The organism is Brevibacterium aurantiacum (assembly GCF_007558825.1).
GTDB classification, from domain to species: Bacteria; Actinomycetota; Actinomycetes; order Actinomycetales; family Brevibacteriaceae; genus Brevibacterium; species Brevibacterium aurantiacum_A.
The window spans coordinates 99,413-115,385 of record NZ_VLTK01000001.1; the positions used below are offsets into that span (position 1 = coordinate 99,413).

The following is a 15,973-nucleotide window of genomic DNA, read 5'->3' on the forward strand; positions in this document are numbered from 1 at the left end:
GGCAGCGCTTAGGCTTATCAGTGTGGATGCAGAAACTTCAAAGGCGCAATTGCGTGCACACATCCGTTCCGAACGCGCGGCTCAAGTTGCGGCGGGCGTTGAATCGTCGATGACAGAGGCGAAATCGTCGGTAGTCGAGGGTGAGTCGTCGGTCGCTGAGTCTGCCTGGCAGATCATCGAAAGCCTGTGGCCGAACCTGGACCTGACAGGCCATTCGGTGCTCGCCTATGCCGCCTTGACCGGCGAGCCCAATTTGGACCCGGTAATCGATCGCTTCCTCGCCCGCGGTGGAACCGTCTACCTCCCTGTCGTCACCGCTGTCGGTCATGCCCTCATGTTCGGTACCGTCACCGAGTCCATGGCCACGCTCCACGCTCGCGGAAGGTGGGGCATTCGTGAACCCTCACCTGTGTTGACCGCCGCAGATCTCATGTCCGCCGAGGTGGCCCCTGACCTCGTGTTCGTGCCTGCCCTCGGGTTCGGGACCGGCGGTGCCCGCTTGGGAAACGGCGGCGGTTTCTATGACCGCACGTTCGGCCCGCGCGGCGAAGTGCCCCTGATAGGCAGGGAACACGCAAGCTTGGTCTACGGAGTCTGCTTCTCGAGCGAACTCGGTCTCCCAGAGCTCACCGTGGAACCCTGGGACCTGCAGATCACTCGTGCCGTGACCGATCACGGTGTTCACTCCTTCGACTGATTCGGTCCTTCGACGAAACCGAGACAGGGCCGGATGCAAGCATCGATTGCGATGCGACCACGCCCGCTCTCAAGCTTTGGGCCGTTCTCAGATCGGGTCCACAGCAGCCGACTCGCGCGTACGGTCCTGTGGATGAGACGGCGACTACTCGAGCCTCTCACCCCATGCGTTACTCACGGGCGAGTCCGGTGGACTATAATCTTCTCGTCGAAGAAAGGTCTCGAATGCCCGTTTACTCCTACGCCTGCAAGAGCTGTGGTCACGCTTTTGATATTCATCAAGATTTCAGCGATGACTCGCTCACAGTCTGCCCCGAGTGCCAGGGACGCCTGAAGAAGGTCTTCGGCACCGTGGGGATCAGCTTCAAGGGGTCGGGCTTCTACGCCACTGACTCCCGCGCAAGCAATTCGAGCACAGTCCCCTCTACCTCGAACTCCGACTCTTCGAGTTCGTCCAACACATCGGGCTCGTCGAAGGAATCGTCGAGCTCCTCGGACTCGTCCTCCTCGACATCCAGCTCACCGGCTAAGAGCGTTCCGGCGGCGAGCAGCACTTCCGCCAGCTGACCCCGTCGGCCTTCCTCACCGCATCCGCGCTCTGTCGACCCGTGCGCGCCATCGCTGTGGAATGACCGATGACTCATGTGCGATTCACCTGTGGACACACAACGGCTGTCCACAGGCCTTGCCTGTCCCCTTGATCTGAGCCTCTGCGCACAACCAGGCTCCGGGTATGGGAATCTTGCGGCGCCTCAGAGCCAGAGCATCGACCTGGTCGAAGTCCTCACGGATCAAACCACAGCGGATAGTCGCCGCCGTCTGCATCGCCTGTGCGTGTGCGCTTGCGGTCTGGATCCTCACTCCGGATCAGGGCGGAACGTCCATCGTCGTTGCCACCAGAAATCTGCCGCCGGGATCTGAACTGCGATCGCAAGATCTGACAATTGTCGAATTTCCCTCGCAACTCGTCCCGGACAAGGCTTTCACCTCTATCTCGGACGCCGATCACAAGCGCACCTCGGCGGGCCTGTCCAAGGGTTCGCCATTGACGCAGTCGGCGGTCCTCGATCAGCAGGCACTGCCGGAGGGCAGCACTGACCTCCTCATGCCTGTGCGCTTGGCCGATGATTCTTCGGCGGCACTTCTGCAGCCAGGGCAGCGCATCCGCCTATTCAGCTCACTCCCCGACGGAGGCTCTGATGTCGTCGTGAAGGAAGTGACGATTGCCCGATTGGTTGACAAGGCTGACGGCATTTCCGCTGAATCAGGGCAGCTTGTCTCAGTGATTCTGTCCTCGGATGATGCCGAACGCATCGCAGAATTTGCCGGGATGCCGATCAGCTTCGCGATCCTTCCGCACTGACCCACCGCTGACGTCGCTATGACCTCCGGCTGATTTCACCGGGACCCTCCGGCCCGGCCAGCCGGGATATCCCCAGCTCAGCCAATTGGATTGTCCCGAGTCGGGCTAACTGGGATTTGCCGCGAGCCGGGCTAACTGGGATTTGTCCCTAGTCGAGCTAACTGGATTGTCCCCAGCCGGACTAACTGGATTGTCCCGAGCCGGGCTAACTGGGATTTGCAGCGACAGATGGCGCGCATGTCCTCGGGGTGTAGTTGAGTTACCTGTGTGTATCATGTACTCGTAGTAGAAGTATTTCACTCCCCATTATTGTTTACATACACTCCGAAAGGGTGCCCCTCCAATGCTTAAAGGCTTCAGAGACTTCATTCTCCAAGGGAATGTCGTCGAACTCGCAACCGCGGTGATCATCGGCGGCGCATTCACTGGAATCGTGACGGCTTTCTCCGATAAGGTCATCAACCCGCTGATCGCTGCCGTCGGCGGCGCGGAAGGCCCTGCGCTGGCCTTCCGCATCAAGGAAGGCGTTCCGGAGACGACCATTGACCTGGGCGCTGTGATCACTGCAGCGATCAACTTCCTGATCGTCGCCGCCGTCGTCTACTTCATCATCATCGTCCCGATGAACAAGCTCAACGAGCTGCGCAAGCGCGGAGCTCCTGAGGAAGACGTTCCTCCGACCACCGAGGATCTGCTCGGCGACATTCGCGAAATCCTCCGGACCCAGGCGGCCACAACCGTCGGTGGCCCTGCGGAAGGTCCTGCCAGCACGGCCGGTCCGTTCGACGATACCGAATCGACAGAGCCCCCGCGCCACTGATTGACGCGAGCGCCACGAGGGCCCGTTTCTCCATTGGGGAAGCGGGCCCTCGTCTTGATGAATCCCAACTGTTCGCTGCTTCTCAGATTCGGCACCTCACAACGAGGCACCTCTCAAGGAGACATCTCACTGCCGCCCATCACCAGTGTGGGGGTTTCTGTGACCGGTAATAGTCTGCGCTGAAGCCTCCGTTGTCGGCCTCTGCCTCATTGCGCAGCGTGGCACGATACTTCCGCACTGCTGCCTCGAGTCGCACCCTCTTCTGATGCTCCGTTTCGTGCACCTCACCGGAAGCAAGTTCAGCGCAGTGATCAGCAGGATCTGAGTCTTGTGCATGCTCACCCTCGGGAGGTTGTGACCCGAGGCTTTCGTCAGTCATCTCAGCGCAAATCATCCGTGCGCGGCTCGATATCGGCTGCGCTCGGACGCTCCTTCTCAGCACTCAGCTCACTCGAAGCAGCCTCCTGCACACCACCGGTGGGCTCGGAGAACTCAGGCGGATTCTCCTGCGTGCCATCCGGGGCACTCTGCCCGTCAGAGCTGGGCACCTGATCAGAGCTGGGCACCTGGTCATTGCTCGCGGTCTCGATCAATCCCGCCTGACGCAGTTCATCGGCCCTGATCTTGCCCGTGTCGAAGGTGGGAACAACCTCGTCTTCCATCGGACTGTGCTGTGCTGATTCGGGAACCACCACCTCGGCGCCGGTGACCCGTTTGGCCTGTGCATGCCGTTGCCGGTAGCGGTCCACGGCCGCCTGCAGCTGGGAGTCTCCACGACCGGAATTGCCCTTCTGTGCCAACGCCGTTCGGAGCAGATCCTTGATCTCGCCGTCACCACGGACGACGGCATCAGACTGGACCCAGTCGATCATTGCATCGAGGCCCGAATCCGAGTACTTGTGCATGGGCAGGCCCGGCACCAGTTTGGGCCGGCTGCCGGTGCGACCCACGACGACCGAGGCCGCACGAGCCGCATTGAGGACAGCCTGCGGACTCATCTTTTCGACCGTAGACTTCCAAGCTTCGAAGATCTTCTCCGTCTCGGACTGCGGATCGACGAAGGCGTCGGTGGACCACATGCGCACGAACTTCCATCCGCGGCGGGCCAACTGCTCGGGGACGACCCGCTCACGCTGGCGCAGACTGCGTACCGATGCGTATTCGGGTCCGTCTCCGGCGACGGCGATGATCATTCCATGCTCGTCCTCAGTCGAGTTGGCCACGGCCAGATCGATGCCGTTGTAATGTTCGTGAGCGACCACGCCAAGCTGCAGCAGGCGATCGGCGATGTCGTTGAAGAGCGGGTCGTAGATCTCGCCGTGTGGGCCCGGCTGCTTGACGCCGCCGCCTGCGAGTTCGTCGAGCAGTCGTGGCAGCAGCGCCGCTCCCCCGCTGAGCCTGTTCGTGTCGAAGTCATCGGATTCGATGCTGGAGACCACGGTGAGACGTTTGCGTGCTCGGGTCATTGTGGCCGCGAGGATCCGCTCGCCGTCGGGACCGGACAGCGCACCGAAGTCGTGGATGACACGACCGTGAACTGTCCGACCGAGGCCGAGGGTGAAGATCACGGCATCGCGGGACATGCCCTGGACGCGTTCGGCATCGGTGACCACAAAGGGCTCCTTGCTCGAATCGCTGAAGAACGCTGCAACATAGGGCAGGTCCTTCATCGCCCGAGAGATCGCGGTGGCAACGCGCTGAGCGTGATGAGCGGTGAGCGCGACGACGGCCAGGGACTCACGCGAACGATTCCGAGCGTGCCTGAGCACGAGCTCGACAACCCGCTTGACCTCGGCGTCAGGACTCTCGACACGACCGGTGCCGATGTCCGTCGGCCCTCTTCCGTCGGCGACGTAGGAGAACTCGAGCCCGGTGCCCTCCCCTGTGTGCGCGGTCGGCATCGTCGTGATCGTCGAATCGTAGAAGTGCCGGTTCGCCAGATCGATGAGTCCGACCGGTGACTGTCGGTAGGAATTCGACAGTTCCATTCGAGGCAGGAATTCGCCGAGGCGCTCCTGCACTGAGCTCAGATGGTTCCCATCGTCCATTCCCCAGCGATCAACCGCGATCGTGAAGGGACGGGGACCAAGCAGTCTGGAGTCGCCCAGTGAGATGACCTGACGGGCCCGGGTGATGGCGGGGACCACGTCAGGGACAGAGAGACGTCCCGCATCGGCGATGACCACAGCATCGAAGAGCGGCAGTGCTGAGAAGAATTCGGGCACCGTGTACGGGCTGGCCATCCAGACCGGAGCAAGAGTCGTCAGGAGCTCGGGAGCCCTCGTCGACATGGTCTGCACGGAGGTGTGCGGGGAGAGCAGCTCCTGCTTGATGACGCCAGCGGAGATCGGGTCGTTGTCGATGCCCCGCTTCCACGCCTGAGCATGGTTGTAGCGCAATCGGCTCGCACCTGCTGCGACGAAGGCACGGTCGTTTTCGCGGAAGCCTTCGGCCACCTGATGCAGTGCGGCACCGTCGTGACGACCCACTTGGGGATCTTCGCTGGCCATCCTCTGCAGAACCGACGCCCAGTAGGCCAGATCGAACTCCGGTCCGACAAGCGTGGTGTCGACCTTGCGGCGACGCAGGTCAGTGAGCAGATCAGACAGGCCTTCATCGGTCAGTTCGCGCTGGATGCGGGACCGTTCCGGAAGTTCACCGAGGTGCTCAGAGTCACGGCCCATGGCTTCGGTCCGCGCCTGCAGCTCTTCGATGAGCATCGATCCCAGATCGCCGCCATCTGGAGTGGTCTCCAGAATAGGTGCGATCTTGGCAACGTCGGCCTCAACGCCTTGGAGGATCTCATCAGCATCGAGGACGCCGCGAGGAATCTGTGGACGACCGTCATGCCCTGCGAGGTCCTGGAGCACGATGCGCTGGGACCGGACGTCGATCAGCGCCGAATGCAGGTCAGTGACCACGGCGCCGGGACGGAGGAATTCGTTCGCGGACTTCTTCTGGCGCTTGCGCTGAAGCATGCCCATCTCTACGCCGACCTCGGAACGGTATTCTGCGGTTCCGGTCGCGGCGATGAGATCGTCGAGTCGATGATCGTAGATGTCAGGGGCGAAGCTGTCGAGGGTCGCGCGCACCCGCAGCAGCACCTTGATCGCGCGTGACCAGTCATTGAGGTTGCGACGGGGATTCAGTTTGGCTTTGGACAGGACCGGCTCGACGGCCTTGACCAGATCAGGGATGGTTCGGCCCAGTCGCTCGGCGACGGTCCGTGCCGCTTCGGCTTCGTCGACCGATTTCAGGTCCGCGCCGAACCACACGGTGTCCTCGACGTCGAGAGTGAAGGCGCCCAATGATGCCAACTCGCTGAGCTTTTCGCGCAGAGCGTTGCGACGGTCATCACTGGCTTCGAGGAGATCTTCACCGAACCGGACAGGAGTCTGGGGAGAATCGTCGCCGGATGTCAGCTCCGCCAGGTGCTGCATGGTCTCGTAGACGGATACGTCCCAGGGCTCACGTCGACGATGCAGTGACGAGACATGCTCGTTCAGTGTCTCGCGCTGTTCGTTGAGTTCGTTGAGCAGCCCGCTCAGATCAGGGCGCTCGGCCTTCTCAGCCGATCCGATGAGGCCGACGAGCTGGTTTCTGATCGCACCGGAGCCCTGGCGGGTGTCCACGGCGAATTCTGAGAGTCCGACCTCACCGAGGCGGGAGGAGAAGTCGTCGAGTGCGTCGGCGGTCTGCGCCAGGAAAAGAACGCTTTTTCCGGTGTGGGCAAGTGTTGTGGCCACCGCGACTGCGACCTGAGTGGCCCCGGTCCCTGGTGGGGTGTCGACGACGACCGACTGCCCGGAGACTGCGGCGTCGACGACGGCCTGCTGGTCGCCATCGACGTCGATGACGAGGAACTCTTCCTGTGGTTTGCGATCAGGGAGAGGGGTGACAGGTTCCTTGAGTGCGGCCGGAATGACATCATCATCGGTCTCGACAGCGTCCGAGTCTGCGAAGCTGTCTGCGTCCGTCTCAGATTCCGTGCTCCGGGGTTCGGCAGCCTGGGGTTCGGCGGTGGCTGCCGCTGAGTCAACTGCCTTCGAGCCCACCGACTTTGAGACGGTCGGCTCCGAGTCCGCCGACTTCGAGCCCGTCGACGCTGAGGCGGTCGCGGTGGGTTCGCCGATGCTCTGGTCCGGCTGTACGGGCGCATCACGCTCAGTGCCATCTGCTTCGGCGACCTTGGCAGAGGCGTCCTTGGCAGAGACTCCCTTAGCTGAGGTGTCCTTAGCTGCAGCGGTCCGACTTGCGGTGCCGGCCGAAGTGGAATCCCTTGGACCTTCGACGGGGGCCTTCCCACCCCCGGGCAGAGACCCGTCTGTGATCGGCACCGTCGGCTGTGAGAACTCATCCTCGTCGCCAACGGCTGCGTCCGGGGCAGAAGTCTGCTGTTCGTCGGCGCTCGGTGTGGCCTCCTGACGCGGCTCTGGCTGCACTTCCTGCCGAGGAGCCGGAACGTAGGACGGGCCGCCGAGCGCCCCTCGCACGTCCTCGTCGCCGGCGAGGGCACGGAGAATCGGGTGCTGTGTGGGCAGGTAGTCCGTGGTGAACGGGCTCGCAATGTTCGCGAATGTCGACACCACGAAACGGTGGTTGATTCGCAGCCCTGGCACTGACTGTGCGAGGTCGCGGAGGCGATCGAGGGCCGGCCCTGGGTCGAAGCCGTGCGGACCTCCGGTGGCGTCGACCCATTCGTCGACGGGAACGTTCAGGTCGTAGGCCTCGGCCAGGTGCTGAACCAAGGCCGGGTTGATCTTGATTCCGTCGCCCAGCACGATCTCGAAGTCCTCGACGCGGGAGCCGCGGGGAACGAGAGTGACATGGCGCATCACTACGGGGGCGTTGAACTTGTACTTGGAATCCTTTTCGGTCCACGAGGCAAAGCCGATCGCCAGGTGTGCCGCCTGAATTCCGCGTTCGTTATCGAGCTGCTCGGCCTTCGACCGGATCGACTTCGCTCGACGGCGTGCGTCAGCGAGGACCTCATGATCGCGGACCAGGCTGGAGAGTCGGGTGGCCCGACCGGCCAGCAGCTGGGCTAGGCCAGACGGGTGCGCTCCGGAGAGATCGATGCTGCCATCACGCGAATCCCGGAAATGGAGCATGGTGTCGCGACCGCCCAGATGGGCAGCCTGCTGTTTCCACTCGGCGTAGACATCGTCGAGTTCCGGGAACTGATCGTCAACTACGGAATCTGGCACAATTCGACCCTAACGAGAAATTTCACATAATAGGTGCTGGCACACCGTGAAACATCCAGGTTTCTTCTACGCTACACTGGGTGGTCGTGGTCGAAGAAGGCCACATCGCCCCCGTAGCTCAGGGGATAGAGCACCGCTCTCCTAAAGCGGGTGCCGGCAGTTCGAATCTGCCCGGGGGCGCCATCACAACTGCGGATCAGATCCATTCTCGGGTCCTCATCTCCTGACGACCGCCGCACATTGCGCACCCGCGCTCAGCTCATCGCCCAGCTTGCCTGGAGCCGACGCAACAGTCGCCCGGGCGTCACCTGCGCCCGGAATCCGACGATGCAGCGATGCCCGCCGCGTGCGCCGTCGCACCTCGAAGTGCACCCCAGAGGCTCGGCGACGAGGGGCACCAGCACCCGAATGGCGAGAGCAACAGCAACCCAACACGACAATTGTCCTTGCTGGCTCTATACTATCCAGGTGGGAGCGCGCGCCGGCAACTTGCCTTGCGCCCAACCATGCGGAGTCGAAGGCCGACACCTCGTGGCGCACCCCAGGAAGGACCAGAACATGCGGCACCTCCGCAGACGACTCCCCGTAGTCGGCACAACGATTGCACTGATCGCTGGGAGCACCCTCCTATCGTCCCCGGCAATGGCCGCGCCCGAACTCGGCCCCCAGCTCAGCGCGTACGAGGGCGAACCTGATTTCACCGGAGTCACCACAAACCCTGAGACGGACAACCAGGGCGGCGTCGACAACGCCACCATGTACGGTGCCTACATTCCCTCGTCAGGTGTCCTCTCCGGCAGTCGTGTCTGGTGCATCGACCGGGGCCTGACCCAACCTATGGGCAATGGTTACGACGAAGGCGGCAAATCATCCGTCGAAGCCCCCGAGCTGGCCTATATCCTCGCGAAATGGGACGAGCCCCGCGACGATCAGGCCGATCAGATGGCTCATGACATGGCCATCGGCGAGCACGTCCACAGCTCTGATGAAATCGACCACCGCGACATTCTCGACGACCGCAGCCTGCAAGAGGTCACCGATGGAATCGGGTGGAACGAGGACTCTCAGAACCTCAAGGCAATCGGTGCAGACGCGTTCTACGATGACGTACTTCCCGACGCCTACGACCTCTCGGCACTCATGGGCGACGAAGCCGCGAAGTATGCCGGAGACGGCACCTATAAGGCCGAGGTCACCATTGACGAGGACTCATCGACGGCGGTTGTCTCGCTGGTCAACTCCGAGGGTGTCAGCGTTCCCGGATTCGACGGTGAGCTCACTGTCGACGGTGCCGAGCCTGAGACGACGGAGATCACGTCCGGCGAATCGTCAGTCGAAGTGCCCCTCGAGTTCACCGACGAAGTTCCCGATGTCTCTGTATCAGTGACCTTCTCGGGCCTGCCGACTGGTTCGGTGACCCAGTGGAATCCCAAGGATTTCGACGCCGATGACTATGATCGCGCGAGCCTGCAAGCTGTCATTGAGGGGCAGGAGACAACAGCTCAGGCGTCGGATTCCTACCAGGGCCTCTACACCCCGAAGGTGTCTTCGCAGGTCTCGGTCACCGAGATCACTGAGCTCCCGGCCAAGGTCACCGACAAGGTTCGCCTTGACCACTGCGCACCGGGTGAAACCATCGAAGATGTCAAGGTCGAGGCATACGTCGAAGACGGAACCATCACTCAGTCCGAGACCGTCCCCGAGGACGCGGAGCTGCTTGAAACCTTCACTCCCGATGTCACCTGTGATGAAGGCGGCACCGTCGACTTCGAGACGGACGAACTCGCACTCGATGCCGACTTCGCCAAACCAGGCGAAGAGAAGTCGGTGACGTTCGTGGCCTCGGCTCCTGCCTCCGGATCAAACGAAGCCTTCTCGCATGAATACGGTGTGCCCTCGGAGACCGTGGAGATCGCCATTCCCGAGGCTGATAAGCCAGACGACAACCCGGTCGTGAAGACCGGTGCGTACGTTGACTCGGCCGACGGTGGACCCAACTGGAACCTCGTCGGCGGCCTCGGGCTGCTGACCGTGGCCGGAGGGCTCATCTTCGGAGCACTTCGCCGTCACAAGACGGGCAACTGACGATTCAGTCATGACACGGTGGCGGCCACTGCCTCGGTGGCCGCCACCGACATATGAAAGGAAACCATGTCGGCACGAATTTTTCGTGACTGGTGGTCAATCCCCGTCGCAGTCGTCATCATTGCGCTCATCTGCGCAGGTGCATGGATGCTCACTCAGGGCCTCACCGATGAGCAGAACACCGCCGAGGATCAGACCGATGTTCAGCTGGAAGAGCCACCAAGCGAAGCTGACGTCGCGGATATGCAGATCGAAGCCCTCGACGGAGAATTCCAGATCCCATCGGTAGGGCTTGATACCGGGCTGGAGTCCATGTCCGAGGTCAACGGCGCAATCAATCCCCCCGGGCTGCACAATGGCTATGTTGTGCGTAACCACGGCACCCCTGACCACCCCGAACGCGGCACGACCTACGTCGCCATCCACTCCGTGCAAGGAGCCGAGCTGCCCGGGAACACGCTCATCGATGTCGATGCGGGAGAGCCGACTGTTGAAAAGGGTGAATCGATCACTCTCCAAGACCGGGACTACACGGTGACCGACTCCTACACTGTGCCCAAAACCGACATCTCCGGTGATGATCGCGTGTGGGCCGATGAACCCGGCCGCCTGGTCATCCTCACATGTCTGCAGCGCAGCTCTGGCCGATCAGCCGACAACGTCGTCATCGAGGCAATCGCCGACGAGCAATGACCGGCAGAGTTCCAGAGCCAGTGCAGTGGGGCCAAGCATCACAGCCCGGGCTCAGGGATCTCTCCATCGTGTCGCCGCTTGTTGAGATCGCGGGTGACGCGTACGACCATGGTCGGGCACTGTGAGTACGGCAGCACTGACTGTGAGGTCGAACCAAGGAGCAGTCCGGCGAAGCCTCCACGACCGCGAGAACCGATGACAAGCACCTCGGCGGTGTCAGAAGCTCGAACGAGCACCTCGGCGGGCTGACCGTCGAACAGGGTCCAGGTGACGTCGAGGTTCGGGAACTCGGCCTGCAGGCGCTGTTTGGCCACGACGAGCTTGTCAGCTCCTTCATTGACCAGTCGCTCGAGATCCGCGGTGCTGGGCAGCCATTCCGGGCCGATGACCGTCGTCGTGATGACGGCGACGATGTGCAGCGGCGATCCCCGGCGCACGGCCAGTCGAGCGGCCTTCCACAGTGCCGGAGACTCGGCGCCGAGGGAGTCGACGCCGACGACGACCTTGCCGTCGAAACGCAGGCCCTCGATGGCTTCGACATTGGGGTCGGGCTCTTCGACGACGATGCCGTCCTGTCGGATGGGCCGTGAGGATGTGGGATGTGCGGTCTTCTCCGCGTCGGACTGCCACGCAGAGGGAACGACGACTGTCGGGCAGGCAGAGTGGGCCGGCAGTGCACTGGAGACGGTGCCGAGCAGGCGCCCGGCGAATCCACCGCGACCGCGGGAGCCGACGACCGCCAGGCTTCCCGACTTCGATTCGTCGATGAGGACACCGGCTGCGTCACCGATCTCAATGACTGCTTCGACTGGCACTCCGGCGGACTTCACCTCGGCGGCGGCTTCCTTGAGTGTGTTCGTCACCGCCGCGCGGATCGAAGTGTCGTCGATCGGAACATAGGAGACATCGATCGCGGCCGCAGCTACGCTCGGGATCGTGTAGGCACCGACCAGGCGGATCGGCTTCCCCAGGGACTTCGCTTCCTGGATTGCCCACGCCAGTGCATTGCGGCTGGGCGGTGAACCGTCGATGCCGACGACAACGGCTTCGGGCTCCCCCGCGGGTGATGCATCGTCGTTCTGGGGTCGGTCTTGCTCATTCATCGCAAGCTCCTCATCTTGAAGCGAACTTCTCTCGCCTCCACCCTAAATCAGAATCGATCGGAGACCGGTGCCTATGTCACATCGTTATCCGAATCGGGCCACAGTTCGGACGTAGCGGCGACGAGCAGGGACGATATCCCTATCAGGCGGCTCTGGAGAGCTCCAGAAACGGACGCCACTGTTCGACCGGCTTGTCGATCCCGCGCATCCAGAATTGACCGGTTCGCGGCTCCTGAGGGTGGAAGCTGAGCTTCCACCCGATCTCGGCCAACGACCTGTTGCCCTTGCGGTTGTTGCACTCACGGCAGCAGGCCACGAGGTTCTCCCAACTGTTGACCCCGCCGCGTGAGCGTGGAACGACATGATCAACCGTCGTCGCAGGCTTTGCGCAGTAGGCACAGCGGTGGTTGTCGCGGCGCAGCACACCCCGCCGGGAAAGGGAGACCCTGCGGTCATGAGGAGGCCTCACATAACGTGTCAGCAGAATGACCGATGGCTGGTCCAGATTCAGATGTTCTGACCTCACCGGAACATCCTCGGCGGCCAGGACTGTCGCTTTGCCCGTGAGCACCAGGACCACTGCTCTGGTGAACGGAACAATCGACAGTGGCTCATATCCGGCATTCAGCACGAGAGTCTTCATATCCCGCCCCTCATCTTCGTGTCAGTGTGGACCCCGCCGATCGACACGGGCCCGGGAAACGCAAAAGGCGTCGTGCCGCAGCACAACGCCTTGAAAGAAGGGGCAGACACAGATATGTACTCCGCGCCAGAAACTGGAGCGGCTATTCGCACTATCCGACTGTGGCCCATCTGATTTCCCATCACTTACGCCAACTCAATCCTAATAAGACTAACTCCGACCATCTCCTGTGACCGAATTCATATCGCTCGCGTCACGGATTCTTTCATTGGCGTTCACCTTGCGGCGTGGCCGGCAGCTCAAGCACATGGTTGGCATGGCACGGATCTCTGGCAATCAGGTATGCAGAAACTCCCCGTCTGACTCGAGGACCATCGAGTCAGACGGGGAGTTTCTGTGTGAACTGGATCAGAGAACGCGGATGAAGGTGACGTCACCCATCCAGCTGTAGCTGCGCTTCGAGGTGCCTGACCCTGGTGAGCCGGCATCATACATCTGTCCGTCACCGGCGTAGATGCCGATGTGACCTGGGTGCCAGATGAGGTCACCGGGCTTGGCCTCCGACTGGGAGACGACCTGGCCGGCGGCCTTCTGTGCACCGGAGCTGCGAGGCAGGTTGACGCCGACCTTGCTGTAGACCCAGGAGGTGTAACCGGAGCAGTCCCAGCCGCTCTGCGAGGTTCCACCGTAAACATATGGAGTGCCGACGCCCTTGCTTGCCCAGCCGATGACCTGCTCGGCTTTGGAGCCGTCGATCGAACCGGCATCGGAGCCGGAATCTTTGCTCTCGCCTTTGTCACCGGAATCTGAGGTGCCGGCGTTTGCAGAATCGGAGTCGCCTGAGGTGTCTTCGGCGGTCTCAACGGGTTCTTGCTTCGGCTCAGGCTTCGGAGCAGCCTTGGCGGTGACGGTCTGGACGTCGGCGCTGAAGGAGGAGTCCTGCTTCTTGTCCTTGGAATCGTCGTCAGCGTTGACGGTAGCAGTCTGGTTCTTGAACTCGACCTGCGTCTGAGCTTCTGACTCGGCGGAGACTGCGACGTTGTCGTCGGCTCCCTGTCCTGCTGCCGGAAGGACTGCTGCGGTGAGCAGACCACCGCTGGCAGCGACAACGGCTGCACGGCGTCCGAAGACGGCGGAGTTGGCGTTCAGGATTTCTGTCAGTTCGGTCAATGGAGTCTTGACCTTGGCTTCAGCGGCGCGGCGGCCATGCTGCTTAATTGCCACGTTTCCCTCTCGTCACCTATTGGAAATAATCCCAACCGCCACTCTCGGTCCTTAGAAATTTCGCATCGAGCGTGGCGCGCGGCTCTCGAGGCGAAGTCGTCACTTTCGTGAACAACCTCCACAACTGTAACCAATCAGTGACCGATTGTCACGTTTCTGTCACGAACCTCGCCCGCCACCACGGAGGTTTTCCATAAACGTCCAGGTCAGAGGCCGAGAATTGAGGTAAACATTCGTAACATTGGCGCGTTATACGACACGGCCCAGGGGGTGTTCTGACACCCCCTGGGCCGTACTCAACGTCCTTTTGTAACGAATCGATCCTGATCGAGACCATCGGCCGTGACCGGGTTGTCCCAGCGCCGGTTCTGCCAACGAGGCTTGCTTCTCGACGACGCTTCGTTACCTTGCAGGGCCAACCACTCGACCGAGTTCACTTCTTGCCGAGGAATGCCTCTGGAAAGAACTTACTTCTTGTAGGCGAATACGTGTGAAGCAGTGTCCAGCGGCAGGTCGAGCACATCCTGTGCACCCGGAACCTGGACCGTGATGTACTCGCCGTTGCGCGAGATCTCCACATCGCTGTCCGGCAGGACACCTGCGACCTGGAACTGCTGCAGCAGGTGGATGTCGACCTGCAGAGGTTCGGCCAACCAAGCGATCCGAAGTTCCTTCGCCCCGTCGCGAGCGACAGCCGTCGCCAGATCGACGACCTCGGTGCCTGGCGTCTGCTTTCCACCGATCACGTCAAGGCCAGGGATCGGGTTGCCGTACGGGCCCGAAGCGATCTCGGGGAGGAGTGTGACGAGTTTGCGTTCGACCTGCTCGCTCATCACATGCTCCCACCGGCATGCTTCGTCGTGGACGAGCTCCCATTCGAGTCCGACGACGTCGGCAAGGAGCCGCTCGGCCAATCGGTGCTTGCGCATCACCTCGGTGGCGATCCGACGCCCCTCGGCAGTCAGCTCCAGATGACGGTCGTTGCTCACATGCAGCAGTCCGTCACGCTCCATCCGCGCCACGGTCTGTGAAACGGTGGGACCGGAGTGATCCAAACGTTCAGCAATCCGAGCGCGCAGCGGCACGATCGACTGCTCCTCAAGCTCGATGATCGACTTGAGGTACATCTCAGTTGTATCAATGAGGTCGTTCACTTCAGACCAGCCACTCCACTCTTCGTCTTCAGGCCCATTCGACCATTTCAGGCGTTCTCTGCGTCAATCCTATCCCGCGTGCGTCCAATCACGTATGTTCAACCGACGTTGACGTCTACCGCTGAATGCGCAATGTCGGAATCCTCCGGTCGATCCTTCGACCTCGGCACCTGGACCACGATCCCGCCTGCCCGCTCAACGCGTGAAGTGAGACGATTATTTCGCTGCGTTCTCGACTCAGCCGAAGCTGACTTCAGGGGTAGAGACGGACAGGATTCCACGCGGCCGCCTGTGAGAGATCCGCAGGTTCGTGACTGCCATCTGCACGGCGGAACACCCACCGATCGTGGAACCGATTCCTCTGCCCCTGCCAGAACTCGATCTCGAAGACGCGGACTCTGAATCCTCCCCAGTGATCGGGTCGGGGCACCTCCTTGTCCGCATACTCTGCGAAGGCGGCATCGTATTCTGTCTGCATCTGCTCCCGTCCGCTGACGGGCTGAGACTGCTTCGACACACTGGCCGCAATCTGAGATCCATGGGGGCGCACGGCGAAGTACGCGTCCGAGTCCTCGGGTGCGACCTCCTCGGCGAGGCCCCTGATCCTGACCTGCCGTTCCATATCCTGCCAGGGGAAGTTCACGGCCACTCGTGGATCGGCGCGCAGCTGAGACCCCTTGGCGGAGTCGTAGTCGGTGAAGAACATGAACCCCGTCTCATCGATGCCCTTGAGCAGAACGATCCGTGAGGACGGTCCCCATTCATCGAGGGTTGAGACCGTCATCGCATTCGGTTCGCGGACGTGTTCCGCGGCTTCGTCGTACCACTGTCGAAACAGCGCGAGCGGCGAGACCTCGGGATGGTCGAAGGTCGGTGACTCGTAGGACTTCCGGGTCTGCGGCAATCGGTCGACTGGCTCACTCATGCCTTCACTCTACGACGCTCCGGTGACACGAGTCATCGGCTGCCTGCACACCTCGCCGCA

General features: G+C 61.9%; 12 protein-coding genes, 1 tRNA gene and 1 pseudogene. 7 read left to right on the forward strand and 7 right to left on the reverse strand.

Annotation, left to right across the window (positions count from 1 at the left end; genetic code table 11):
• The first annotated feature begins 22 nt into the window (after positions 1 to 22).
• The gene (locus tag FO013_RS00520) at positions 23 to 697 is read left to right on the forward strand and encodes a 5-formyltetrahydrofolate cyclo-ligase (RefSeq protein ID WP_260847887.1); all 675 of its coding nucleotides are present in this window, start codon (positions 23 to 25) and stop codon (positions 695 to 697) included.
• 224 nt (positions 698 to 921) lie between these two features.
• A pseudogene (locus FO013_RS23115) lies at positions 922 to 1,062 on the forward strand (FmdB family zinc ribbon protein); the annotation flags it as partial.
• Positions 1,063 to 1,076: 14 nt separating this feature from the next.
• Here the strand turns inward: FO013_RS23115 and FO013_RS23120 are convergent.
• Entirely contained in the window at positions 1,077 to 1,340 is a 264-nt protein-coding gene (locus FO013_RS23120) for a hypothetical protein (protein ID WP_313900564.1), read from the reverse strand.
• Positions 1,341 to 1,429: 89 nt separating this feature from the next.
• Between FO013_RS23120 and FO013_RS00530 the strand changes: the two genes are divergently transcribed.
• Together FO013_RS00530 and mscL are read left to right on the forward strand one after the other, a co-directional pair.
• Positions 1,430 to 2,059, forward strand: coding sequence for an SAF domain-containing protein (locus tag FO013_RS00530; protein WP_143920540.1), 630 nt, complete (start codon positions 1,430 to 1,432; stop codon positions 2,057 to 2,059).
• 343 nt (positions 2,060 to 2,402) lie between these two features.
• Positions 2,403 to 2,879, forward strand: a complete 477-nt coding sequence (mscL, locus tag FO013_RS00535; protein ID WP_143920541.1) for a large conductance mechanosensitive channel protein MscL — start codon at positions 2,403 to 2,405, stop codon at positions 2,877 to 2,879.
• Positions 2,880 to 3,259: 380 nt separating this feature from the next.
• Here the strand turns inward: mscL and FO013_RS00540 are convergent, their stop codons facing one another.
• On the reverse strand, positions 3,260 to 8,086 hold the full coding sequence (locus FO013_RS00540; RefSeq protein ID WP_143920542.1) for a DUF4011 domain-containing protein: 4,827 nt from the start codon (positions 8,084 to 8,086) through the stop codon (positions 3,260 to 3,262).
• A 107-nt stretch (positions 8,087 to 8,193) separates the two neighbouring features.
• Between FO013_RS00540 and FO013_RS00545 the strand changes: the two genes are divergently transcribed.
• From FO013_RS00545 to FO013_RS00555, 3 genes are all read left to right on the forward strand, one after another.
• Positions 8,194 to 8,269, forward strand: a tRNA-Arg gene (locus FO013_RS00545).
• A gap of 459 nt (positions 8,270 to 8,728) precedes the next feature.
• Positions 8,729 to 10,171, forward strand: a complete 1,443-nt coding sequence (locus FO013_RS00550; protein ID WP_143920543.1) for a hypothetical protein — start codon at positions 8,729 to 8,731, stop codon at positions 10,169 to 10,171.
• A 66-nt stretch (positions 10,172 to 10,237) separates the two neighbouring features.
• Complete coding sequence (locus FO013_RS00555; RefSeq protein ID WP_143920544.1) at positions 10,238 to 10,864, forward strand: class F sortase; 627 nt, start codon at positions 10,238 to 10,240, stop codon at positions 10,862 to 10,864.
• A gap of 38 nt (positions 10,865 to 10,902) precedes the next feature.
• On the opposite strand, the gene FO013_RS00560 is transcribed toward FO013_RS00555, so the two are convergent.
• The 5 genes from FO013_RS00560 to pdxH form a co-directional block, all read right to left on the reverse strand.
• Complete coding sequence (locus FO013_RS00560; RefSeq protein WP_143920545.1) at positions 10,903 to 11,967, reverse strand: universal stress protein; 1,065 nt, start codon at positions 11,965 to 11,967, stop codon at positions 10,903 to 10,905.
• 142 nt (positions 11,968 to 12,109) lie between these two features.
• Positions 12,110 to 12,610: an HNH endonuclease gene (locus FO013_RS00565; protein ID WP_143920546.1), complete on the reverse strand. Its 501-nt coding sequence runs from the start codon at positions 12,608 to 12,610 to the stop codon at positions 12,110 to 12,112.
• A gap of 408 nt (positions 12,611 to 13,018) precedes the next feature.
• Positions 13,019 to 13,834, reverse strand: coding sequence for a C40 family peptidase (locus FO013_RS00570; RefSeq protein ID WP_143920547.1), 816 nt, complete (start codon positions 13,832 to 13,834; stop codon positions 13,019 to 13,021).
• A gap of 467 nt (positions 13,835 to 14,301) precedes the next feature.
• Positions 14,302 to 14,988, reverse strand: coding sequence for an iron-dependent transcriptional repressor DtxR (locus FO013_RS00575; protein ID WP_143920548.1), 687 nt, complete (start codon positions 14,986 to 14,988; stop codon positions 14,302 to 14,304).
• Between the two features lie 253 nt (positions 14,989 to 15,241).
• A complete protein-coding gene (gene pdxH, locus FO013_RS00580) occupies positions 15,242 to 15,913 on the reverse strand; it encodes a pyridoxamine 5'-phosphate oxidase (protein WP_143920549.1) in 672 nt (223 codons plus the stop codon).
• Positions 15,914 to 15,973: the final 60 nt, after the last annotated feature.

Excerpts from the sequence above, each read along its gene's own strand:
- FO013_RS00555 (WP_143920544.1), top strand. The coding sequence starts at position 10,238 with ATGTCGGCACGAATTTTTCGTGACTGGTGGTCAATCCCCGTCGCAGTC.
- FO013_RS00560 (WP_143920545.1), bottom strand. The coding sequence starts at position 11,967 with ATGAATGAGCAAGACCGACCCCAGAACGACGATGCATCACCCGCGGGG.
- FO013_RS23120 (WP_313900564.1), bottom strand. The coding sequence starts at position 1,340 with ATGAGTCATCGGTCATTCCACAGCGATGGCGCGCACGGGTCGACAGAG.
- FO013_RS00550 (WP_143920543.1), top strand. The coding sequence starts at position 8,729 with ATGGCCGCGCCCGAACTCGGCCCCCAGCTCAGCGCGTACGAGGGCGAA.
- mscL (WP_143920541.1), top strand. The coding sequence starts at position 2,403 with ATGCTTAAAGGCTTCAGAGACTTCATTCTCCAAGGGAATGTCGTCGAA.
- FO013_RS00565 (WP_143920546.1), bottom strand. The coding sequence starts at position 12,610 with ATGAAGACTCTCGTGCTGAATGCCGGATATGAGCCACTGTCGATTGTT.
- FO013_RS00530 (WP_143920540.1), top strand. The coding sequence starts at position 1,430 with ATGGGAATCTTGCGGCGCCTCAGAGCCAGAGCATCGACCTGGTCGAAG.
- pdxH (WP_143920549.1), bottom strand. The coding sequence starts at position 15,913 with ATGAGTGAGCCAGTCGACCGATTGCCGCAGACCCGGAAGTCCTACGAG.